The organism is Rhodococcus sp. P3_B8 (genome assembly GCF_056402775.1).
In genome coordinates this window covers 5,753-32,477 of record NZ_JBFUGT010000060.1, presented here as the reverse complement: position 1 = coordinate 32,477, position 26,725 = coordinate 5,753, and the positions used below count along the sequence as shown (strand labels likewise).

General features: G+C 70.8%; 1 protein-coding gene. It reads left to right on the top strand.

Annotation, left to right across the window (positions count from 1 at the left end):
- Window positions 1-25 precede the first annotated feature (25 nt).
- On the top strand, window positions 26-26,725 hold the full coding sequence (locus AC1D1G_RS20040) for a non-ribosomal peptide synthase/polyketide synthase (protein WP_477953435.1): 26,700 nt from the start codon (window positions 26-28) through the stop codon (window positions 26,723-26,725).

Genomic DNA, 26,725 nt, shown 5'->3' with positions numbered 1-26,725 from the left:
TAGGGCGGGGCGAGGTCGAGTTCGAGTGTGCCCTGGACAAGGTGAAGGACCCGTTCCGGGGGCGGGAGAAACGCGCCGCCCCGCGGACCTCCGTGTTCCGGACGGCGGCGAACCGATTCCGCTCTCGGCGGCCCAGCGGGCCACGTGGTTCGCGCAGCAACTCGAACCGCTGGTCCCGATCTCCATCGCCCAGTACGTCGAGTTCCACGGTGTCCTCGACATCGACCTGCTCCGGCAGGAGACGGTGGAAGCGGCCCGCGAATTCGAATCGCCCTTCCTCAAGGTGTACGACGTCGACGGGCGGCCGCTGCAGTACGTGGACCATCGGACGGACACGTCGATCGCGTACGTCGACTTCCGCGCGGACGAGGACCCGGTGGCGGCGGCGCACGCATGGATGGAACGTGACTACGTCACGCCGCTCGATCTGAGCGCCGACCGGCTGGTCGAGACGTCGATCCTGCAGACCGGTGACACACACTTCCTGTGGTACAGCAGGATTCACCACGTTGCTCTCGACGGCTATGGGGCCATGACGATGCTGCGCCGCATCGCACACCGGTACTCCGCGAAAGTCGCGGGCCGCGAACCGGATCCGAACCGGGCGGTGAGCCTGCGGCAGTTGTACGACATCGACAGCCGGTACCGCGCCTCCGAGCGGTTCGTGACCGATCGGGAGTACTGGGCGGGGCGGGTCGCCGGGCTCGAGGGCACCACGCTGGCGCGGACGGCGGGGCAGGTGTCGGCCACCAGCACGGTGGAGAGCGCTGTCCTCTCGGACGACGTCGTGGCCGTTCTCGATTCCCGCGACAGCCTGTCGGCGGCGACGATCATCGCGGCCGCGGCGTGCTACCTGTCGCGACGTACCGGCAGAACCGATGTGCTGGTGACCATTCCGGTGTCGGCCCGCACCACGGCGGTACTGCGCAATTCCGGGGGCATGCTCGTCAACGTGGCACCGATGCCCGTCAGTGTCCGGGCCGACGACACCGTCGCGGAACTGATCGAGAAGGTGCAGCGTGAGCTGGTCGCCGCACTGCGACACCAGCGGTGCAGCCTCGACGACATCCGCCGCGACGCCGGCGACACCGCGACGACGGCACTGTACGGGCCGATGGTGAACGTCATGTTGTTCCGCCAGGAGGTCGCGCTGGGTTYGCTCCTCGGCGATTTCCACATCGTCACGTCGGGTCCGGTCGAGGACCTGCTGATCAACGTGTATCAGAGCGGCACTCCCACCCGGATCTTCGTGGACTTCCGTGCGAACCCCAGCCGCTACGAGGACGCGGAACTGCGGGAACACCATCGTCAGTTCGTCGAACTGCTCGAGGAACTGGCCACCGCAGACCCGGCGTCCCGGGTGGGCAGCATCCACGAGACCAGTTCCCGCACCGGCGAACGACTTCTGCGCGAGGCGGCGGAAATCGACTACTGGCGCCGGCAGCTGGACGGGTTGCCCGACCTCCTGCCGTTGCCTACCGATCATCGGCGGCCCGCGAGGTTGTCGCAGGCGAGCGATCGGGTCACCGTGGTGGTGCCGAGGGAGTTGCACCGCCGCGTGGCCGCACTGGCCGACGCCGCAGGCACCACCGGCCGCACGGTGTTCCTGACGGCCCTGTCGATCCTGCTGGGGCGGGTGACGGGTAGCAGCGACATCGCCGTCGGAACGGTTGTGGACGTGGGTGATCGCACGGACGTCGTGGTGGTGCGGTCGCGGTACGCGAGCGAGGAGTCGTGCCGCGACTATCTGTCGCACGTCCGGGACGTCGCTACCGAGGCGACGGCGCACACCGGTGTTCCGTTCGATCGTCTGGTGCGGGAACTCGGCGTGTCGGTGTCGGACGCGTACGCACCGATCTTCCAGGTGCTGCTCGACACCCGCGCGCCCGGCTCCCCGGGTTCTGCCGTCTCCGGCCTCGACCTGTGCGTGACCGTGACCGAAGCGGCCGACGAGTCGGGCGATCCGGCGGGTGTCGCCGTCGAATTCGGTTTCGCCGCCGACCTGTTCGACGCCCACACGATTCGGGTGGCCGCCGAGCGGTACCTCCGCATCCTCGACGCGATGGCGGCCGATCCGGTGGTTCCGGTCGGTGACATCGAGATCCTCTCCGCAGACGAACGTTCCGCGCTGACACCGGTACGAGGACGACCGGGCCGGTCCGAGCGCACCCTGCCCGACCTCTTCGCGGACGCCGCCGCACTGGATCCGGCGGCGACGGCCCTGTCGCGGCAGGGCGAGGAGTTGTCGTACCGCGAGCTGGACCGGTGGTCGACGCAGGTCGCGCGCATGCTGATCGACCGCGGGGTGGGGCCGGAATCGTTCGTCGCGCTGGCACTGCCGCGTTCGTTCCGGTCGGTGGCGTCCGTGTGGGCCGTCGCCAAGGCCGGGGCGGCGTTCGTTCCGGTGGACCCGAACTACCCGCCCGACCGAATCGACTACATGCTCGCCGATTCCGGTGCGGTGCTGGGCCTGACGGAGGAGTCGCTGCGGGGACGCTTACACGATTCGATTCCCTGGTGCGTGCTCGACGACCCGGACTTCCAGGCCGACTGCGCCGCCCGCTCCGACAATCCGGTGACCGACTCCGACCGCATCCGGCCCCTGCACCTCGACAATTCCGCGTATCTGATCTACACGTCCGGCTCGACGGGGCAGCCGAAGGGCGTCACCGTCACGCACCGCGGGCTCGACAACTTCGCCGCCGACCAGCAGGAACGTTTCGGCGCCACGAGATCGTCACGGACACTGCACTTTTCGACGCCGAGTTTCGACGCGTCCGTCTTCGAGTACCTGCAGGCGTTCGGGGTGGGTGCCACGATGGTGGTCGTGCCGCCGTCCGCGTACGGCGGCCCGGAACTGGCCGACCTACTGCGGTCGGAACGTGTCACGCACGGCTTCGTCACCACGGCTGCGCTGGGCACGATCCCGCCGGATTCGCTGGGCGACTTCCTCGACGTGGTCGTGGGCGGTGAGGTCTGCCCGCCCGAACTGGTGGCCCGGTGGGCGCCGGACCGCAGGCTRCACAACGCGTACGGTCCCACCGAAACGACCGTCATGGCGAACATCAGCGCACCGATGACCCCGGGTGACCCCATCACACTCGGCGGTCCGATCAGAGGTACCGAGGAAGTGGTACTCGACGCCCGGCTCCATCCGGTACCCGTCGGGGTACCCGGTGAGCTGTACATCGCCGGTGCCGGTGTGGCGCGGGGCTATCACCGCCGTCCCGGTCTCACCGCGGCGCGGTTCGTCGCCGACCCGTACGGCCGGGGCCGGATGTACCGCACCGGTGACGTGGTGCGGTGGCGGCCCGACCACACCCTCGAGTACCTGCGCCGCAGCGACTTCCAGGTGAAGGTGCGGGGCTTCCGCATCGAGCTCGGCGAGATCGACGCGATGCTGCAGACGCATCCGGACGTGCGACTGGCCGTCACCATCGGCAGGCCGGGACCGACCGGGGACACCGTCCTGGTCTCGTACGTCGTCCCGGCTCCGGGCAGGCCGATCGAGACGACGGAACTGCTGCGGCAGGTGCGGAACCGGTTGCCGGCGTACATGGTTCCCTCGGTCGTCGTGGTGCTCGACGAGATCCCGCTGACCCCGGTCGGGAAGCTGGACCGCGCGGCGCTGCCGGAACCGCGGTTCCTGTCCGCGGCCGCGGAGTTCAAGGCGCCAACCGACCCGGTCGAGGAGTCGATCGCCGAGGTCTTCACCGAGGTCCTCGGCGTCGAACGGATCAGTGTCGACGACAGCTTCTTCGACCTCGGCGGCAATTCTCTCGTGGCGACGCGGGTGATCGCGCGCGTCAACGCGGCGCTCGGATCGGACGTGGGTGTGCGGGCGTTGTTCGAGGCGCCCACCGCCGAACTGCTGGCCGCGTACGTTCGGCGTGCGGGGACCGAACTCGTGGACCGACCGCCCCTGGTCGTCGGGGAGCGGCCCGACCGGATCCCGTTGTCGCTGGCGCAGCAACGGATGTGGTTCATCAACCAGTTCGACACGTCGTCGGTGGCGTACAACATCCCGATGGCCGTGCGCCTCACCGGACCTCTGGACGCGGACACGCTGCGGGAAGCGGTCGGCGACGTGATCGAGCGGCACGAGTCGCTGCGCACCGTGTATCCCGCGTCGACGGACGGGCCCTACCAGGTGGTGGTCGACACCGCGGACGTCGTCCCGGACCTCACCCCGCACGTCGACGGCGACGAGTCGCTGTACGAGAGGATCGCGACCCTCCTCGCGGGCGGATTCGACGTGAGCGCGAAGGTCCCGCTGCGGGCGGCGCTGTTGTGGACCGGCCCCGACGAACACGTGCTGGTGATCGTGGTGCATCACATCGCCGCCGACGGGGCGTCGCTCGCACCGCTGGCCCGCGACCTGATGGTCGCGTACTCTTCGCGCCGGTCCGGGACGCCGCCGAGCTGGGAGCCGCTGCCCGTGCAGTACGCCGACTTCAGCGTGTGGCAGCGTCGCCTTCTCGGCAGTGCCGAGGACGCGGACAGCCTCATGTCCCGGCAACTGCAGTACTGGCGCGGTGTGCTCGCGGACCTGCCGGAGGTCAGCGCCCTGCCGCTCGACCGGAACAGGCCGCCCGCCCGCTCGCTAGAGGGAGCGACCGCGGCGTTCGCGATCGACGCGGGCCTGCACCGGCAACTGCTCCTCCTCGCGCGCGAGCACCACGCAACCCTGTTCATGGTGATGCACGCGGCGCTGGCCGTACTGCTGTCGAGGATGTCCGGGTCGGGTGACGTCGCCATCGGCACCCCGATCGCGGGTCGCGGTGAGGCGGCGCTGGACGACCTGGTCGGGATGTTCGTCAACACGCTGGTGCTGCGGACTCCGGTGGAACCGGGTGAGGTGTTCACCGACGTGCTGGCCCGGGCCCGCGACACGGATCTGGGCGCGTTCGGGCACACGGACGTTCCCTTCGAGAGCGTCGTCGACGAGCTGGCACCAGGCCGGTCGACGTCCCACTCGCCGCTGTTCCAGGTACTGCTCGAATTCCAGAACACCGTGCGCGCCCACCTCGAACTGCCGGGCCTGACAGTCGAGGCGGTCGACGTCGACCCGGGGGTCGCCAAATTCGACCTGCAGCTGTCGCTCGCCGAACATCACGACGAGAAGGGCACCGCCGCCGGAATGTCCGCTGCCTTCCTCTATGCGGCGGATGTGTTCGACCGGACATCGGTGGAGGGGTTCGGGGAACGCTTCGTCCGGGTGCTGCGGGCGGTGGTCGACGACCCGGCGGCGGTGGTGGGGGACATCCCGGTTCTCGGTGCGGTCGAGCGCGACCTGGTGCTGGACCGATGGAACCACGAGGGCGTCACCGCCGACGCGCAGACCGTGGTCGAGTTGTTCGCGCGGGTGGCCGCGTCGACCCCGGACGCCACCGCGGTCGTGTGCGGTGACGCGACGCTGACCTACGGCGGACTGGACGAGCAGGCGAACCGGCTGGCCCGGTTGCTGATCGCCGAGGGGGTGGGAACCGAGTCGCTGGTCGCGGTGATGGTGGATCGCACGCCTGCCCTCGTGGTGACGTTGCTGGCGGTGCTCGCCGCCGGTGGCGGGTACGTGCCGGTCGACACCAGCTATCCCGCCGAGCGGGTGGCAGCGATGTTCGAGGACGCGCGACCCGTCTGCGCCGTGGTGAGCGCCGAATTCGCGTCGCTGGCACCGGCCGGAATCCCGGTGGTGGCGATCGACGATCCGGCGACGGCCGGTGCGGTGGCCGAACTGTCCGGGCTGCCGGTCACCGACTCGGACCGGTTGCGGCCGCTGCGGGCCGACGCCGTCGCGTACGTCATCTTCACGTCGGGGTCCACCGGGCGACCCAAAGGCGTCCAGGTGTCGCACCGGTGCGTCGTCACGCTGCTCGCCAACACCCGGGAACTGTTCGGATTCGACTCGTCCGACGTGTGGACGCTGTTCCACTCGTACGCTTTCGACTTCTCCGTCTGGGAACTGTGGGGTGCGCTCGTCCACGGTGGCCGGCTGGTGCTGGTCGACTACTTCACCGCACGATCGCCGGACACGTTCCTCGAACTGCTGCGCCGGGAACGGGTGACGGTGCTGAACCAGACCCCGACGGCGTTCTACCAGCTGACGGAGGCCGATCGCGCGGCGAACGCCGTCGAGGACACCGATCAGGCGCCATTGTCGTTGCGGCACGTGATCTTCGGCGGCGAAGCCCTCGACGTCGGGCAACTGGAGCGGTGGTACACCCGGCACGACGACCGGGCCCCCGTGCTGGTGAACATGTACGGCATCACCGAGACCACGGTGCACGTCAGCTTCCTCGCCCTCGACCGCGCGCTGGCGGCGTCCGTGCCGGGCTCGGTGATCGGCGGCGGACTCCCCGGTCTGCGGGTCTACGTCCTCGACGGCCGGCTGCATCCGGTACCGCCCGGGGTGGTGGGCGAACTGTACGTGTCCGGCGACCAGGTGACCCGCGGCTACATCGGCAGGCAGGGTTTGACCGCGACACGTTTCGTCGCCGACCCGTTCGACCACCACCGGGCGGGGGCGCGCATGTACCGCTCGGGCGACGTCGTGAAGTGGGGTGCGGGCGGCCGGCTCGAGTACGTGGGGCGCAGCGACTTCCAGGTGCAGCTGCGCGGATTCCGGGTGGAACTCGGCGAAGTGGAGGCGGCCCTGGCCGCGTGCCCCGGGGTCGCGCAGTCGGTGGTCGTGGTGCGCGGCGACGACCGGGACGGTGACCGGCTGATGGGTTACGTGGTCCCGGAGACGGGTGCGGATGTCGACGCGGCGGCGGTTCTCGACGCGGTCGGGGCGAGCGTTCCGTCGTACATGGTGCCGGCCGCGGTCGTGGTGATCGACGCCCTGCCCCTGACGGTCAACGGCAAACTCGACCGGAAAGCCCTGCCCGAAGCGGACTTCGGCACGTCGACGGTGGGTTTCGTCGCCCCACGCAATCCGGTGGAGGAGATCGTCGCCGCCGTGTTCGCCGATCTGCTCGGCAGCGTCCGGGTGGGGGCGAACGACAGCTTCTTCGCACTCGGCGGGAACTCGCTGACCGCGACCCGGCTCGTCGCGCGCGTCAACGCTGCCGTCGGCGACCGGCTGGGCGTGCGGGACGTGTTCGACGCCCCGACCGTCGCCGGATTGGCCGCCCGCGCCGAGGCCGGGGACTCCAACCTGGAATCCCGGCCGCCGCCGGCCCCACGGGACCCGTCGCGGGAGGTCCCCGTCTCACTCGCACAGCAGCGGATGTGGTTCATCAACCAGTTCGACACGGCCAGTGCGGCGTACAACGTCGCGATCGCGCTCCGCCTCGCCGGCACCCTCGACGCGCAGGCGCTGGAGGAGGCCGTCGCCGACGTCGTCGAGCGCCACGAGTCCCTCCGCACCGTCTTCCCTCTCACCGACAGCGGTCCGCGGCAGGTGATCCTCCCGGCAGAGAAGGTGGCGCCCGCACTCACACCGCACGCCGTCGGGTCGGCGGACCTCGGCGCGGAACTCCACCGCCTGCTCTCCGCCGGGTTCGACGTGACGACGGAGGCGCCGGTGCGGGCCCGGCTGTTCGGGGTGAACGAGCACGAGCACGTGCTGGCCGTGGTCGTGCATCACATCGCGGCGGACGGTTTCTCGATGGTTCCGCTCGCCCGCGACGTCCTGTCGGCGTACACCGCCCGGTGCCGCGGCGCCGCGCCCGACTGGACCCCGCTTCCCGTGCAGTACGCCGACTACACACTGTGGCACCGAGACTGGCTCGGCGACGAAGACGCAGACGGTGCGCCTCTCGCCCGCCAGCTCGACTACTGGACCGCGACGCTGGCCGACCTTCCGGATGTACTGGAACTGCCGACGGACCGGCCCCGCCCGGCCGCCCGCACCCTGGGCGCGGGTCGTATCGAATTCGACATCGACCCGGATCTCCACCGGAACGTCGTGCAACTCGCACGCAGGCACGGATCGACCGTGTTCATGGCCCTGCACTCCGCGCTGGCCGTCCTGCTGGCGCGGCTGAGTGCGTCGGACGACATCGCCGTGGGCACCCCCATCGCGGGCCGCGGCGAGGTCGAGCTCGACGACCTGGTCGGGATGTTCGTGAACACCCTCGTGCTCCGTACCCCCATCGACGGCGCCCGCACGTTCGCCGAGCTGCTCGCGCAGGTCCGCGAGGCCGATCTCGGGGCGTTCACGCATGCGGACGTCCCGTTCGAACGTGTCGTGGAGAGCCTGCGGCCMTCCCGTTCGACGGCGTACTCACCGCTGTTCCAGGTGATGCTCGAATTCCAGAACACCGAGCGCCCCGAGTTGGAACTGCCGGGCCTCCATGTCGAACCCCTCGACCTCGCGTTCGACACGATCAATTTCGACCTCCAGCTGACGCTGAGGGAGAACGTCGACGCCGACGGTCATCCCGCGGGGATCAGTGCGGCGCTGGGGTATGCCACCGACATCTTCGACACGGACACGGTGGCCGCGTTCACCGAGCGCCTGGTCCGGATCCTGAGCGCCGTCACCGAATCGCCGGACGCCCCGGTCGGCGATGTCGACGTCCTCGGCGCCGGCGAGCGGGCCGCGCTGACGTCCGCGAGCGGAGGCCCCGGCGTGGCCGCTCGGACGTTGCCGCAGTTGCTGACGGCCGCCACGGCCAGGGACCCGGCCGCCGCGGCGCTGTCCTTCGAAGCACGCCAGGTGTCCTACCGGGACCTCGACGAATGGTCGAACAGGCTCGCCCGGCTCCTGATCGAGCGCGGCGTCGGCCCGGAACAAGTGGTGGCTCTGGCACTGCCGCGGTCGATCGAATCCGTGCTGGCCGTCTGGTCGGTGGCCAAGACCGGGGCCGCGTTCCTGCCGGTCGACCCGAACCATCCGGCCGAGCGCATCGAGTACATGCTCGGCGACTCGGGCGCCGTCGCCGGTCTCACCACGGCCGCGCTGCAGTCAGCCCTTCCCGCGTCGATCCCGTGGCTGGTGCCGGGCGACCCCGGGACCGAGGCCGAGCTGGCGCTGCTCCCGGCGGCGGCGGTGACCGACACCGACCGGACGTCACCGTTGCACGTGGACCACCCCGCGTACGTCATCTACACGTCGGGATCGACGGGCAGGCCGAAAGGTGTGGTGACCACGCACCGCGGTCTGGCGAATTTCGCTGCGACGGAGCAGAGCACGTTCGGCACGTCCGCGGCGTCCCGGACCCTGCACTTCGCGTCGCCGAGCTTCGACGCCTCCGTGCTGGAGCTGATGCTGGCGGTTGGGCCGGGCGCGACGATGGTCATCGCGTCCCCGTCCGTCTACGGCGGCGACGAGCTGGCGGAACTGCTGCTGCGCGAGCGGGTCACGCACTGCTTCGTCACCCCGGCGGCGCTCGCCTCGGTCGATCCCGCCGGTCTGGAGAGCGTGCAGTGCGTGGTGACCGGCGGCGAAACGTGCCCGCCGGAACTGGTGGCCCGCTGGGCACCGGGCCGGGCCATGTTCGACGCGTACGGTCCGACCGAGTCGACGGTCGTGTCGAGCATCAGCACCCCGCTGGCGCCGGGCGAACCGGTCACGATCGGCGCGCCGACGCTCGGGTTCACCGAGGCGGTCCTCGATCAGCGGCTGCATCCCGTACCGGCGGGGGTCGCGGGGGAGCTGTACCTCGCGGGCCCGGCGCTCGCGCGCGGCTATCACGGCCGATACCCGCTCACCGCGGAACGCTTCGTGGCCAACCCCTTCGGGCCGCCGGGCAGCCGGATGTACCGGACCGGCGACCTCGTGCGCTGGACGACGGACGGGCAACTCGACTACCTCGGGCGCACCGACTTCCAGGTGAAGATCCGCGGATTCCGGATCGAGCTGGGCGAGGTCGAGTCGGCGCTGCTCGCGCACGGCGACGTGGCGGCGGCGATCGCCGACGTGCGCCGCGACGAACGCTCGGGCGACCGGCTGATCGGATACGTGGTCCCCGAACCCGGAGCGGACATCGATCCGGGCGAGGTCCTGCAGTTCGCGGGCACGCGCCTCGCGTCGTACATGGTGCCCGCCGTTGTCGTGGTGATCGCGGCGCTTCCGGTGACGGTCCACGGCAAGTTCGACCGGAAGGCGCTGCCGGAACCGGACTTCGGTGTCGCCGTCACCGACAGTCGTCCGCCCCGCACCGAGACGGAGGCGCTGCTCGCCGGCCTGTTCCGGGACGTGCTGGGACTCGGGTCGGTGGGTGTGGACGATTCGTTCTTCGCGCTGGGCGGCGACAGCATCATGTCGATCCAGCTGGTGGCCCGCGCGAAGGCAGCGGGTCTGATCCTCTCCCCGCGGGACGTGTTCGAGCGCAGGACCGTCGCCGGTCTCGCCGAGGTGGCCCACTACGAGCGCGCGGATGCCGTGGTGCTGGAGGAACTGCCCGGCGGTGGCGTCGGCCCGGTTCCGCTCACACCCGTCGTCGCGTGGATGCTGGGACGAAGCGGCGGCCGGCTGGACCGGTTCTCCCAGGCCGTGCTGGTCACCGCGCCGCCCCGGCTCACCCGTGGCGATCTCGCCGCCGCCGTCGACGCCGTGCTGGACCGTCACGACATGCTCCGCGCGCGGCTCGCCGTCGACGAGTCGGGGCAGTGGGCCATGACGGTGCTGCCGACCGGATCGGTGCCCGCCGATGCGCTGATCCATCACGTGCCCGTGACGTCGTTCGACGCCGGCGACTTCGATGCGGTGGCGAGAGCGGAACTGAACGCGGCGGCGGACCGCCTGGACCCGGCCTCGGCCAGCATGGTGCAGGTGCTCTGGTTCGACGGTCCCGGCGGGCATGGGCGGTTGCTGCTGGTCGCGCATCATCTCGTGGTCGACGGCGTGTCGTGGCGGATCCTGATCGCGGATCTGGCGGCGGCCCACACTCGCGCCGCCGAGGGTCTGCCTGCCGCGCTGCCTGCCGTGGGGACGTCGATGCGGCGGTGGTCGCACGGACTCACCGATGCCGCGGCGGCCCGTCGCACCGAAGCGGGGCGGTGGCAGTCGATCCTGGACGGCCCCGACCCGCTCCTCGGGTTCCGGCCGCTCGATCCGGCCGTCGACGTCGATGCCACGACGGGCCGCGTCACCGTCGACGTCCCCGCACCCGTCACCGAGGCTCTCCTCACCACACTGCCGGCCGCGTTCCACGGCACCGTCGGCGACGGCCTCCTCACCGCGCTCACACTGGCAATGATTCGGTGGCGGCGGCACCGCGGGGTCGAGATGGCCGACGTACTGATCAACCTCGAGGGTCACGGCCGCGAAGACCACGTCGTGCCCGGCGCCGACCTGTCCCGCACCGTCGGGTGGTTCACCACACTGTTCCCGGCGCGACTCGACCTCACCGGCATCGGCATCGACGCCGCCCTCGCCGGCGACGACGCGGCCGGGTCCGCGATCAAGGCGATCAAGGAACAACTCCTCGCCATCCCCGATCACGGCATCGGGTACGGGATCCTGCGATACCTGGATCCGGTCGGCTCGGAGGCACTGCGCCGATTCCGGCCACCGCAGATGAGTTTCAACTACCTCGGCCGGGTGGCGACGAGCGGGGGCGACGTGCCCTGGCTACCCGTCGCGGGCAGCGGGGACCTCGGCGGAACCCAGAACTACGACATGCCCGCCGCCTGGGTCGTGGACGTCAACGCCGCCACCACCGTCCGGGACGGCGCACCGGTACTCACGGCGACGTGGTCGTACCCCACCGGTGTGCTGGCCGCCGAGGACGTGGAAGAGCTGTCCGCACTGTGGGTTCGGGGACTCACCGCCCTGGCCGAGCACGCGAGCCGCCCGGGCGCAGGGGGGCTGACGCCGTCCGATCTCGATCTGGTGTCCGTCGGGCAGGCAGACATCGACCGGTTCGAGAGCACCTACCCGGACCTCGCCGACGTCTGGCCGCTGTCACCGCTGCAGGCCGGTCTGCTGTTCCACGCGCAGCTGTCCGAGCATCGCCTCGACGCGTATCAGGTGCAGCTGGTCCTCGACCTGCGCGGCACCGTCGACTCCGCCAGGCTCCGCCGCGCCGCACAGGGCCTGCTCGACCGGCACGCGAACCTCCGGGTGGCGTTCGCGGACACCGGTGGCGGACCGGTCCAGGTGGTACTCGCCGGGGCGACCGCGCCGTGGACCGACGTCGACCTGTCGGATCTCGACGACACCCGGATCGCCGCGGAGGCGGAGGCACTCGTCGCGGCCGACCGCGCCGTCCCGTTCGAGATGTCCGAGGCGCCGCTGCTCCGATTCACGTTGCTGCGCACCGCACCCGACCGGTACCGGCTGGTCGTGACCCATCACCACATCCTTCTCGACGGATGGTCGACGCCCCTGGTGATCAAGGACCTGCTGATCCTCTACGCCACGGACGGCGACACGACGGCCCTTCCCCACGTCACGTCCTACCGCGACTACCTGCAGTGGATCGGCAGACAGGACCACGAACGCTCCACGGCCGCCTGGGTATCCGCCCTCGCCGGCTCGGACGAGCCGACATTCGTGGCCCCCGCGGCGCGCGGCGAGCAGAGCTTCGCCGAACCCGAGGACGTGCGCCTCGACGTGGGCGAGGAGAAGACCCGGGCGCTCGAGGCCCTCGCGCGGGAACACGGACTGACCATGAACACCCTCGTCCAGGTGGCGTGGGGACTGGTGCTGACCACACTCGGCACGCGCGAGGACGTGGTTTTCGGAGCCACGGTGTCCGGCCGCCCACCGGGAGTCGCCGGCATCGAGTCGATGGTCGGGCTGTTCATCAACACGGTGCCCGTCCGGCTGCGCCTGCGCCGCGAAGAGACGCTCGCGGAACTGCTGCAGCGTTTCCAGCGTGAACAGTCCGCCCTGCTCGATCACCACTACGTGGGCCTCACGGAGATTCAGCGCGCCGTCGGGGAAGGTGCTGCCTTCGACACGCTGACCGTGTTCGAGTCCTATCCGGTGGACCGCATGGGATTGTCGGAAGACACCGACATCGACGGCATGCACGTCGCCGGGATCGAGGGGATCGACTCCACCCACTATCCGTTCACCCTGATGGCGCACGTCGACACCGGACTGCACCTGCGACTGCGATACCAGCCGAACGTCTTCCGGAGCGAGTTCGCGGAGTCGGTGGCGGCCCGCGTCGCGCGCGTCGTGCAGATCATGCTGTCGGACATCGACACACCCATCGCCCACCTCACCCTGCTGTCGGAGGCCGAACTCCAGGAGTACACCGCGGTGTCCGGGGCCCCCGCCGGGCCGCCGAAGACCCTGCCCGAGATCCTCACCGCCTCGGCCGGGAACCGGCCGGAGACGCCCGCGCTCGTCTTCGACGGACGCGAGACGAGCTACCGCGAGCTCGACGAGCGGTCGAGCGCGCTGGCCCGCGTCCTCATCGAACGCGGTGCCGGGCCGGAGACGTTCGTGGCGCTCGGGCTACCCCGATCACGGGAATCGGTGCTGGCGGTGTGGGCGGTCGCGAAGGCGGGCGCGGCGTTCGTGCCCGTCGACCCGAACTATCCCGCCGATCGCATCGAACATATGCTGGCCGATTCCGGTGCGGCACTGGGTGTGACGACGTCCGCTCACCGACACCGATTGCCCGGTTCCGTGCCGTGGCTGGTGCTGGACGATCCTGCCTTCGACCGCACGTGGGCCGCCGCGTCGCCGGTCCGCGTCACCGACCTGGACCGCCGGTCGGTGCTCGACGTCGACCACGCCGCGTACGCGATCTACACGTCCGGGTCCACCGGCAGGCCGAAGGGCGTCGTCGTCACCCACCGCGGTCTGGCGAACCTGCTCACCGAGCAGACCGAGCACTACACCGTCTCACCCGACTCCCGGTGCCTGCACATCTGTTCACCCAGTTTCGACGTGGCGATACTCGAACTCGTCCAGTCGTGCGCCGCCGGGGCGACGCTCGTGATCGCTCCCCCCGACGTCTACGGCGGGGCGGAACTGGCGGCGCTGCTGCGCCGCGAACGCGTCACCCACGCCTGCATCACCCCGGCCGTCCTGGCCACCGTGGAGCGCGACGGCATCGAGCACCTCGAGGCGCTCGTCGTGGCCGGCGACGCCGTCGGCGACGAACTGGTCGCCGCGTGGGGTGCGGCTCGGGCGATGTTCAACGGGTACGGCCCCACCGAGGCCACCATCCTCACCACGTTCAGCCGGCCGATGAGACCGGGCGAGCCGGTCACCATCGGGGGCCCCGTCCGTGGCATCGCGCTGTCGGTCCTCGATGCGCGGCTGCAGCCCGTTCCGGCCGGGGTGCCCGGCGAGTTGTACATCGCGGGACCGGCGCTGGCCCGCGGGTACCACCGGCGGCCCGCGCTCACCGCGGAGCGGTTCGTCGCCGACCCCTACGGCGGCGGCCGGATGTACCGCACGGGCGACGTCGTGCGCTGGTCCCGCGACCACACCCTCGAATACCTCGGGCGCAGCGACTTCCAGGTGAAGATCCGCGGTCAGCGCGTCGAACTGGGCGAGATCGATTCCGTTCTCACCACCCACCCGCACCTCGACTTCGCCGCGACCCTCGGCAGGCCGGGCCCGCTGGGGGACACGGCGCTGGTGTCGTACGTGCTGCCGCACGACGGCGAGGAGGTGGCGGCGCCGGACGTGCTCGCGTTCGCGGGCCGGATCCTGCCCAAGTACATGGTGCCCGCCGCGGTGGTCGTCCTCGACGAGATTCCCCTGACCCCCGTCGGCAAGCTCGACCGAAAGGCTCTGCCCGCACCGGAATTCACGTCGGCGACCATCGGGTACCGGGCGCCCACCACTCCGGTCGAGGAGGCTGTCGCGCAGGTGTTCGCCGACGTGCTCGGCGCCCTGCGCGTCGGTGCGGACGACAGCTTCTTCGAATTGGGCGGCGACTCGCTCAGCGCCACCCGGGCGGTCGCGCGCATCAACTCCGCCCTCGACGCCGGGATCGGCGTGGCCGCACTGTTCGACGCGCCGGTCGTCGCCGATCTGGCGGTCCGGATCGACTCGGCGGTGACGGCGGCCACCCCGTCGGTGGCGCTCGCCGCACGACAGCGCCCCGACCGGATCCCGTTGTCGCTGGCGCAGCAACGCATGTGGTTCGTCAACCAGTTCGACACGTCGTCGCCCGCCTACAACATTCCGATCGCCCTGCGACTGACCGGGGTCCTCGATCACGCCGCCCTGCTCGCGGCGGTCGGCGACGTCGTCGCGCGGCACGAATCGCTCCGCACCGTGTTTCCCGGGTCGGTCGACGGACCGCACCAGGTGATCGTCGATGCCGGGCGGGCCACCCCCCGCCTCGATCCGGTGGCCGCCGCCGGTGACCGCGCACTGCGGGACGCCCTCGCAGCCCTGGTCGGCGCCGGTTTCGACGTGAGCGACGAGATCCCTTTCCGCGCACGGCTGTTCGAGCTGGAACCCGAGCAGCACGTCCTCGCCATCGTCGTGCACCACATCGCCGCCGACGGGTTCTCCATGATGCCGCTGGCCCGCGACGTCATGCTCGCGTACACCGCCCGGACCGTGGGGGAGACGCCTGGCTGGACCCCGCTGCCGGTGCAGTACGCCGACTACAGCGTGTGGCAGCGGGACTTCCTCGGTGCGGTGGACGATCCGGACTCGGTGCTGTCGAGGCAACTGGGCTACTGGACGGACACCCTGTCCGGTTCGCCCGAGGTGCTGCAGATCCCGGTAGACCGGCCGCGCCCCGTCCAGCGGTCCTACCGCGGGGACGTCGTCGAGTTCGACGTGCCTGCCCGGCTGCACCGTGCGTTGAACACGATCGCAGCACAACATAATTCGACACTGTTCATGGCGGTTCACGCGGCATTCGCCGTCCTGCTGTCCCGGCTGTCGGGCACGGACGACGTCACGATGGGAACGCCCGTCGCCGGTCGCGGGCAGGCGGTGCTCGACGACGTGGTGGGCATGTTCGTGAACACGCTCGTCCTGCGGACGGTGGTGGATCCGCGGGCGTCGTTCGGTCAGGTACTGACCGCGGTGCGGGCGGCGGACCTCGGTGCGTTCGAACACGCGGACATCCCGTTCGAGCGGCTGGTCGACCATCTCGCCCCCGAACGATCCACGTCGCACACCCCACTGTTCCAGGTGCTGATCGAGTTCCGGAACGCGGAGGGCACCCACCTCGAACTGCCCGGACTCACCGTCGATTCGCTCGGCGTGGACTTGGGCGTCGCGAAGTTCGACCTGGAACTGAGTCTCGCCGAGCAGATCGACAGTGACGGCGCGCCCGCCGGACTCAGTGCCGGACTGCGGTTCGCGACGGACGTGCTCGATCGCGACACCGTGGTCCGATTCGGGGAACGGTTCCTCCGGGTGCTCGAGTCGGTCGCCGCGGCCACGGAGCTTCCCGTGGGCGATATCGAGATCCTGGACAGCGCGGAGCGGGACCGGGTGCTGCCGGCGTTCGCCGAGTCCCCGGCCCCGGACGCGACCCTGGTGGACCTCTTCGAGCGGGCCGCGCAGCGATCCCGCCGCGCGACGGCCGTCGTGTGCGAAGGCGTCTCGCTCACCTACGACGAGCTGCACACCCGGGCGAATCGCCTGGCGCGTTTGCTGATCGCGCGGGGCGCCGGCCCCGAGACCCTGGTGGCCGTCGCCGCCGCGCGGTCGGTGGACCTGGTGGTGGCGCTGCTCGCGGTGGTGAAGTCGGGTGCCGGCTATGTGCCCGTGGATGTGACGTACCCGGCGGAGCGGCTCGCGTTCGTGTTCGCCGACGCCCGGCCGGTGTGTGTGCTGACCACCGAGGCCGAATCCGACGCGGTCCGGGCGAGCGGGGTCCCGCTCCTGCTCGTGGACAGTGCGGAGACGGTGGCCGAACTCGACCGTACGTCGCCGCTGCCGGTCACCGACGGCGACCGGACCGGGCCGCTGCGCCCGGACTCGGTGGCGTACGTCATCTACACGTCCGGCTCGACGGGGCAGCCGAAAGGCGTTCAGGTGGCGCACCGCAACGTCGTCACCCTGTTCGCGAACACGCAACCGCTGTTCCGGTTCGATGCCTCCGACGTGTGGACCATGTTCCACTCGGCGGCGTTCGACTTCTCCGTCTGGGAACTGTGGGGTGCGCTGCTCCACGGCGGCCGGCTGGTGGTGGTCGACTACTTCACGACCCGCTCACCCGACATGTTCCTACGACTGCTGCGGGACGAGAACGTCACCGTCCTGAATCAAACCCCCACCGCCTTCTACCAACTCGCCGAGGCGGACCGGGTCGCCGGCGCCACCGAACTGTCCCTCCGCGTCGTGGTATTCGGCGGCGAGGCCCTCGACCTGGGGCAGCTCACCCGCTGGTACGCGCGACACGACGACACCGCCCCGGCGCTGGTGAACATGTACGGCATCACGGAAACCACCGTGCACGTCAGTCACCTGCCGCTGGACGTGGAACTCGCCGCGTCCGCGTCGGCCTCCGTGATCGGCCGGGCACTGCCCGGACTGCGCGTGTACGTGCTCGACTCCCGACTGCACCCGGTGCCGCCGGGAGTGGTCGGGGAACTCTACGTGTCGGGCGCGCAGGTGACCCGGGGCTATCTCGGCCGGTTCGCACTCACGTCGACCCGGTTCGTGGCCGACCCGCACACACCCGGTTMGCGGATGTACCGGTCCGGCGACCTCGGCCGGTGGAACGCGGACGGTCAGCTGGAATATCTGGGCCGCAACGACTTCCAGGTTCAGGTCAAGGGCTTCCGCATCGAGCTCGGCGAGGTGGAGTCGGCGCTGCTCGCCTGCGACGGTGTGGCGCAGTCGGTGGTGCTGGCGCGGCGCGAACGACTGGTGGGCTACGTGGTGCCCGAGGCGGGCCGGGTGCTGGATCCGGCCGCAATCGTCGCCGCGGTCGGCGGCCGGCTGGCGGCGCACATGGTGCCCGCGGTCGTGGTGGTGCTCGACGTCCTGCCCCTCACCGTGAACGGCAAACTCGACCGCAGGGCGCTGCCCGAACCGGACTTCGGACGGCAGGTGTCGCTCGGCCGCGCACCGGCGACGGAAACGGAGCGGATCCTCGCCGGCCTGTTCGCCGAGGTGCTCGGCCTCGAATCGGTGGGCGTCGACATTTCGTTCTTCGCGGTCGGCGGCGACTCCATCATGTCGATTCAACTCGTCACCCGGGCGAAGGCGTCCGGGGTGGTGATCACCCCGCGGGACGTGTTCGAACGCAAGACAGTTGCCGCACTCGCGGAGGTCGCGACCGCGGGAGAGCAGGCGGTCACGCTGGAGGAGCTGCCCGGCGGCGGCGTCGGCGAATTCCCCCTCACCCCGATCGTGCACTGGATGCTGGGCAGGGACGGCGATTTCCGCCGGTACTCCCAGGCTGCGCTGTTCACCACCCCCGCCGCACTGGACGAGGACACGCTGACGGCGGCGATGCAGGCCGTCCTGGACCGGCACGACATGCTGCGCGCCCGGCTGTACCGGAGTGACCGGGCCGAGCGCGGTGCGGCGATGGCGGTCGCGCCGCCCGGCTGGGTGCGGGCGACCGCGGTGGTGCGCACGGTGCCGCTCGACGCCGCCGACTCGTTCACCGAGGCCGCGTCCCGCGAACTGGACGCCGCCGCGGGCCGGCTCGACCCGGAGTCGGGTGTGATGGTGCAGGCGGTGTGGTTCGCGAGCAGCGCGACACCGGCCGCCGCGGGACGGCTGCTGATCGTCGCCCATCACGTGGTGGTCGACGGGGTGTCGTGGCGGATCCTCGTCCCCGACCTCGCCCTCGCCTGCGCTCAGGTGCTGTCGGGTGAGCCGCCCACCCTGCCCGGCACCGGCACGTCGATGCGCCGGTGGGCGCACGCCCTCACCGATGTGGCGCAGGAGCCTTCTCGCACAGCCGAACTCGACCTGTGGCGGCGGATGCTCGACACCCCCGACCCACCGCTCGGGTCGCGGCCCCTCACCGCAGCCGACGTCCAGACCTCCGACGTCGAGGTCCGGGTTCCCGTCGAGGTGACGGAGGCGCTGCTGACGACGCTTCCCCAGGCCTTCCACGGGAGTGTCGGCGACGGACTGCTGACGGCGCTGGCGTTGGCGCTCGTCCGCTGGCGCCGGGCGCGCGGGATCGAGTCGTCCGGCGCGCTGGTGAATCTCGAAGGGCACGGTCGTGAGGAGCAGGTGGTTCCGGGCGCCGATCTCGCCCGCACCGTCGGCTGGTTCACCACGATCTTCCCGGTGGGCCTCGACCTGAGTGGTGTGGACATCGACGACGCGTTCGCGGCCGGCCCCGCCGCCGGGGCCGCGGTCAAGACGGTGAAGGAGCGGTTGCAGTCGATCCCCGACCACGGCATCGGGTTCGGGCTGCTCCGTTACCTCGACGCCGAGACGGCTCCCGAACTCGCGGCCCTGCCGGGCGCGCAGGTGAGCTTCAACTACCTCGGCAGGCTCGGTTCGGGTTCCGCGCCGGACGGCGACTGGACGCCGGTCGCCGACGCGGGCCTCGCCGCCGCCGCGCACTCCGGGCTGCCCGCGGCGGCCGTCGTCGACGTGAACGCCAGGACCACCGACACCGCCGCCGGTCCCGCCCTCACCGCCACGTGGTCGTTCCCCGTCGGGGTGATCGCCGCCGACGACATCGGCGAACTCGCGAGCCTGTGGGTCGGCGCGCTCGAGGCCCTCACCGAGCACGCCCGGTCCGGTGGCGGYGGATTCACCCCGTCCGACCTGAACCTCGTCCGGCTCGGCCAGAGCGCGATCGACGACCTCGAGCGCCGCTACCCGGCGATGACCGATGTCTGGCCGCTGTCGCCGTTGCAGGCGGGCATGCTGTTCCACGCCGAACTGGCCGACGAATCGGTGGACGCCTACCTCGTCCAGCTGATTCTCGACCTCGGCGGCGACGTCGACGCCGCACGACTGCGCCGGGCCGCCGCCGCACTCCTCGACCGTCACCCGAACCTGCGCAGCGCGTTCTGTCACGACGCCGAGGGCGGGGCCGTGCAGGTGGTCTCGGGCCGGGTCGCCGTGCCCTGGCGGGAGATCGACCTGAGCGCACTGGACGAGGACGCGGCGGCCGCCGAGATCGAGCGACTGCTGGCCGCCGACCGGACCACCCCCTTCGACATGGCCACCGCGCCGCTGATCCGGTTCCTGCTGGTGCGAACGGCCGGCGGCCGCTGCCGACTGGTGTCGACGAACCACCACATCCTGCTCGACGGCTGGTCGATGCCGCTGATGATCCGGGAACTGCTCACGCTGTACGCCACGGACGCCGACCCCTCTCCGCTGCCCCGCGTGCGGGACTACCGCGACTACCTGGTGTGGATGAGCGGGCGCGACACCGAGCTGTCCGCGCGGGCCTGGGCGGACGCCCTCGCGGGGGTCGAGGAACCGACGCTGCTGGTGCCCGCCGACCGGGCTCGGCAGCTGTCGACCGTGTCGCGGGAGTGGGTGTTCGACCTCGACGAGGACCGGACCGACCGGCTGCGCGAATCCGCGCGGGCGCGCGGGCTCACCCTCAACAGCATTCTGCAGACGGCATGGGGCATCGTGCTGGCGATGCTCACCGGACGCGACGACGTCGTGTTCGGCGCCACCGTCTCCGGCCGGCCGCCGGAACTCTCCGGCATCGAGACGATGGTCGGGCTGTTCATCAACACCGTTCCGGTGCGCGTCACTCTGCATCCGGAGGAGACGCTCGGCGCGTTGCTGGAGCGGGTGCAGGCCGAGCAGGCGGCGATGCTCGATCACCACTACACGGGTCTCGCCGAGATCCAGGACGCCGCGGGTCCCGGCGTCGGGTTCGACACCCTCACCGTGTTCGAGTCGTATCCGGTGGACCGGGCCGGGCTGTCGGAAGACACCGACATCGCCGGACTCCGCGTGACCGGTGTGGATGCCCGCGACGCCGCCCACTACCCGCTGAGTCTCGTCGCGTCGGCGGCGGCGAGCCTGCACCTGAAATTCGAGTACGTGCCCGGCCTGTTCGCCGCCGGCGCGATCGAGGACATCGCCGAGCGGGTGGTGCGGGTGCTCGACGCCTGCACCGGACCCGACGTGCCGCTGGCCCGGCTGTCGCTGCTCACCGAGCGGGAACGCGCGGAACTGGTACCGGTCCGCGGTGGTCCCGCCGGCTCCGTCCGCACGCTCCCGCAGATCTTCACGGACGCCGCCGCGGTCGACCCCGATGCGGTCGCCCTGTCGTCCGGCGACGTCGAGGTGTCGTACCGGGAGCTGGACGAGCGGTCCAACCGGCTCGCCCGTGCTCTGATCGCCCGCGGACTCGGGCCGGAAAAGTCGGTGGCCGTGGGTATTCCACGCTCGATCGAGTCGGTGCTGTGCGTCTGGGCGGTGGCCAGGACCGGGGCCGTGTTCGTGCCCGTCGACCCGAACTATCCGGGCGAGCGCATCACGCACATGCTCACCGACTCGGACTGCGCACTCGGGTTGACGACGTCCGAGCATCGCGCTCGCCTGCCCGAGAACATCCGCTGGCTCGTTCTCGACGACCCCGCGTTCGCCGCCGAGTGCGCGGCCGCATCCGCGGAATCGGTCGACGACGGCGACCGCACGGCACCGGTCACCCTCGACACGGCCGCGTATCTCGTCTACACGTCGGGGTCCACCGGCAGGCCGAAGGGCGTGACCGTGACGCACCGCGGTCTCGACAATTTCGCGCGCGACCAACTCGCCCGCTTCGGAGCGGATTCCGAGTCCCGGACGCTGCACTTCTCGACACCGAGCTTCGACGGATCCGTATTCGAATATCTGCAGGCGTTCGGTGCGGCGGCGACGATGGTGATCGCGCCGACCACCGTCTTCGGCGGCGACGAACTCGCCCAGCTGATCCGGGACCGGCACGTCACACACGCGTTCGTCACCACGGCGGCCCTCGCGTCTCTCGACCCGGCGGGGCTGGATCATTTCACCGACGTCGTGGTCGGCGGCGAGGCCTGCCCACCCGAACTCGTGTCCCGGTGGGCACCGGGACGCCGGTTGTACAACGGGTACGGGCCGACCGAGACCACGGTCATGTCCAACATCAGCGATCCGCTGAGGCCGGGGGAGCGGATCACCATCGGTGGACCGATTCGCGGTGTCACGGAGTTGGTGCTGGATTCCCGGTTGCGGCCGGTTCCGGTCGGGGTTCCGGGGGAGTTGTACCTCGCCGGTGCGGGATTGGCGCGCGGTTACCACCGGCGCCCCGGGGTGACGGCGGAACGGTTCGTCGCCGATCCCGCCGAGCCCGGGCAACGGATGTACCGCACCGGCGACATCGTGCGCTGGACTGCCGAGCACACCATCGAGTACCTCGGCCGCAGCGACTTCCAGGTGAAGGTGCGCGGGTTCCGCATCGAACTCGGCGAGATCGACACCACTCTCACGGCCGACCCCGACGTCCGGTTCGCGGTCACGGTCGCCTACCGCGGTCCGGCCGGGGACACGCTCCTCGCGTCGTACGTGGTGCCCGCGCCCGAACGTGCCCTCGATACCGAGACGATCACCCGCCGTCTCACGAGCAGACTGCCCGCCCACATGGTTCCGTCCTCGATCACGGTGCTGGACGAGATCCCGCTGAACGCCGTCGGCAAGTTCGACCGCAAAGCCCTGCCCGCACCCGAATTCGACGTCGGCACGCGCGAATACCGGGCACCCGCCGATCCGGTCCAGGAGACGGTGGCCGACGTCTTCGCGGAGGTCCTCGGACTCGACCGGGTGAGCGCGGACGCGGGATTCTTCGACCTCGGCGGCAACTCACTGAGCGCGACCCGCGCGGTGGCCCGCCTGCGCGCCGCACTCGACACCGACATCGGCGTGCGGGCGTTGTTCGAGGCGCCCACGGTCGAGGCGTTCGCCGCGCGTATCGAGCACGCGGGAGCGGGTCCGTCCGGCCGTCCCGCCCTCACCGCCGGGGACCGGCCCGACCGCATCCCGCTGTCCTACGCCCAGCAACGCATGTGGTTCATCAACCAGTTCGACACGAGTTCGCCCGCCTACAACATCCCGATGGTGGTGCGGCTCATCGGCGACCTCGACGTGGATGCGCTGACCGCCGCCGTCACGGACGTCGTGACCCGGCACGAGTCGTTGCGCACCCGCTTCCCGCTCCGCGACGGCGAACCCGTCCAGGAGATCCTCGCGCCTACCGCGCCGATGCTCGCGCCGACCGCGGTCGCGGACGACGGTCGGCTCCGGGAGGAGCTCACCCGGCTCGCGACGGCCGGCTTCGACGTCGCCCAAGCCGTTCCGCTACGCGTCGCCCTGTTCTCCCTCGACCCGACGGACCACGTGCTCGCCGTCGTGGTCCACCACATCTCCGCCGACGGCTTCTCCATGGCACCGCTGGTGCGGGATGTGATGATCGCGTACGAATCCCGCGTCCACGGTCGCGCTCCCGGATGGACGCCGCTGCCGGTCCAGTACGCCGACTACACACTGTGGCAACGCAGGCTGCTGGGTTCGGAGGACGACCCCGGGTCGCTGGTCTCGCGGCAACTGGCCTACTGGGAGTCGGCGCTGGCCGGGCTGCCCGAACTCCTCGAACTGCCCGCCGACCGTCGGCGTCCCGCACAGCAGTCGTTCCGCGGCGAGCGGGTGCGCTTCGCGATCGAGCCCGGCCTGCACGAGCGGATCCGGACGGCGGCGCGGGAGCACCGGTCCACCGAGTTCATGATCGTGCACGCTGCACTCGCTGTGCTGCTCGGCCGGCTCGGCGGCACCGGGGACGTGGCGATCGGCACCCCGATCGCCGGCCGCGGCGAGGCGGCACTCGACAACCTCGTCGGCATGTTCGTCGGCACGCTGGCCCTGCGCACCCCGGTGGAGGCGGGACAGCCGTTCCGTGACCTGCTCGCGCGGGTCCGCGACGCCGATCTCGGCGCCTTCGCGCACGCCGACCTGCCCTTCGAACGGGTGGTGGACGCCGTCGGACCGGTGCGGTCGACCGCCCACTCGCCGCTGTTCCAGGTGTCCCTCGAATTCCAGAACACCGAGAATCCCGCTCTGCGGTTGCCGGGGCTGACCGTCGAGGGGCTCGATCCCGACCTCGCCGTCGTGAAGGTGGACCTCGAGGTGATCCTCGACGAGCGGTTCGCCGCCGACGGCACCCCGGCGGGCATGGTGGGTGCGATCGACTACGCGACCGACCTGTTCGATGCCGACACGGTGCGCGGGTTCGCGGAACGGTTCGTGCGCATCCTCGGCACCGTCACCGCGGAACCCGGTGTTCCGGTCGGCGACATCGAGATCCTCGGCACCGACGAAGTCGCGGCGCTCACCCCGGCGCGCGGCGCACCCGACGCCCCGAATGTCCTGCTGCCGGAACTGCTGTCGGCCGCCGTCGAACGAGACCGGGGCGCCGACGCGGTGTCCTACCGGGGCCGGACGATCAGCTACCGCGAACTCGACGAGGCGTCGAACCGGCTGGCGCGCCGCCTGATCGAGGACGGTGCGGGACCGGGAACCACCGTCGCGCTGAGCCTGCCGCGCTCGATCGAATCGGTGCTGTCGGTGTGGGCCGTCGCTCGGACGGGCGCCGCGTTCCTGCCGGTCGACCCCGGGTATCCACTCGACCGCATCGAGCACATGCTCACCGATTCCGGGGCGGTGTCCGGGGTGACCCTGCGGGCACACCGAGATCGGCTGCCCGGCACCGTGAACTGGATCGTGCTCGACGACGCCGAAGACGAGGAACGGATCCGGCTGCAGTCGCCTGCCCCCGTCATCGACGCGGACCGGACGGTACCGCTGCACGAGGCACATCCCGCGTACCTCATCTACACGTCCGGATCCACGGGCGTCCCCAAGGGAGTGGCCGTCACACACCGCGGCCTGGCGAACCTCGCCGCGGAGGAGCGCGACCGCCTCGCCGTCACACCCGGCGCCCGGGTGCTGCACTTCGCGTCGCCGAGTTTCGACGCGTCCGTGTTCGAACTGGTCATGGCATTCTGCGCGGGCGCGACGCTGGTGATCGCCCCACCGACGATCTACGGCGGCACCGAACTGGCCGCACTGCTGAGCAATGAGCGGGTGTCCCACGGATTCGTCACCCCGACCGCACTGGCGTCGATGGACCCCCTCGGCTTCGAGTCGCTGCGGATGCTGGTCGTGGCCGGTGAAGCCTGTCCACCCGAACTCGTCGCCCGGTGGGCGCCCGGCCGCCGGATGTTCAACGCCTACGGGCCGACCGAGACGACGATCATGTCGAACATCAGCGACGCGCTGGTGCCGGGCGAGCCGATCACGCTCGGCGCACCCACCCGCGGCGTCTCCGAGGTCGTGCTGGATTCGCGGCTGCGCCCGGTGCCGGTCGGTGTCGTCGGTGAGCTGTACGTGTCGGGACGCGCTCTGGCGTCCGGGTATCACCGTCGGCCCGATCTGACGGCGTCCCGTTTCGTGGCCGCCCCCTGGGGTGCCCCGGGCGAGCGGATGTACCGCACGGGAGACGTGGTGCGGTGGCGCCGGGACGGCACCCTCGAGTACGTCGGGCGCAGCGATTTCCAGGTGAAGATCCGCGGGTTCCGCATCGAACCCGGCGAGATCGACGCCGTACTCACCGATCATCCCGACGTCGGGTTCGCCGTCACCATCGGCCGTGCCGGGCCTGCCGGGGAACCGCTGCTCGTCTCGTATGTCCGGCCGATCGGCGGTGCGGACGTCGACACCGCGGAACTCACCCGTCTCGTCGGGGAGCGTCTGCCGGCCCACATGGTGCCCGCCGCGATCGTCGTCCTCGAACAGATTCCGCTGACGCCGGTGGGCAAGCTGGATCGCGCCGCACTGCCCGCACCCGAGTTCCTGTCGGGCGCCGCCTTCCGGTTGCCGGCGAACGACCTCGAGGCGGCGGTCGTGGACGTCTTCGCCGAGGTGCTCGGGCTCGACCGGGTGGGGGCCGAGGACAACTTCTTCGAGAGAAGCGGCAACTCCCTGCTTGCGACGAAGGTGATCGCCGCCCTGCAGGAGAGGCTCGATCGGAAGATCCCGCTGCAATGGATGTTCCTCGATCCCACCCCGGCCGGCCTCGCCCGCAGGATCGCAGTGCCGTCGGCCGAGAGCGGGGTGACGGAGGCGCTGGGGGTGGTCATTCCGCTGCGCACGGAGGGCACCGGACGACCGCTGTTCTGTGTCCACCCGGGAATCGGGCTCTCCTGGGGGTATGCGGGTCTCGTCCGGTATCTGCCCGCCGACCGCCGTGCGTTCGGACTGCAGTTGCCCACGATCAGCGGGGACGGCGACTACCAGTCGATCGAACAACTCGCGCACCGGTACGTCGAGGAGATGAAGGCCATTCAGCCGGAGGGACCGTACGACCTGCTCGGCTGGTCGCTGGGCGGGGTCATCGCCCACGCGATGGCCGTCGAACTCCAGCGTGCAGGCGACGACGTCGCCACCCTCACGGTCATGGACAGCTATCCCGACAACGGCGAGGATCCGCTGTTCGGGAAGCTCGACATGCGGGATCTGCTCCGCGGCCTGGGGCTCGTCGTCGCCACCGACGGCGAGCTCACGTACGAACGCGCGGCGCAACTGCTGAACGAATCGTGGGGCAGTGACTCCGGGCTACGCGGAGAACACCTCGCGCGGATCAACGCCGGATACGAGAATTCGCGAAATCTGGTCCACCGGTTCGAGCCGCAGGTCTACGATGGCGAGCTGCTGATCTTCCCCGCGACCGGCGACGACGACGGCACCACGCGCTCCCGGTCGGCGGACGAGTGGCGGCCGCTGGTGACCGGTCGAATCGTGGAGCACCGGGTGGACTGCGGGCACAACGACATGATCGAGCCGCAGTCCCTCGCCGTCATCGGTCCGGTGTTGTCGGGGTATCTCGAGGCCGGTCGCACCCGGCGCCGCGACGACCGAATCCGCTGA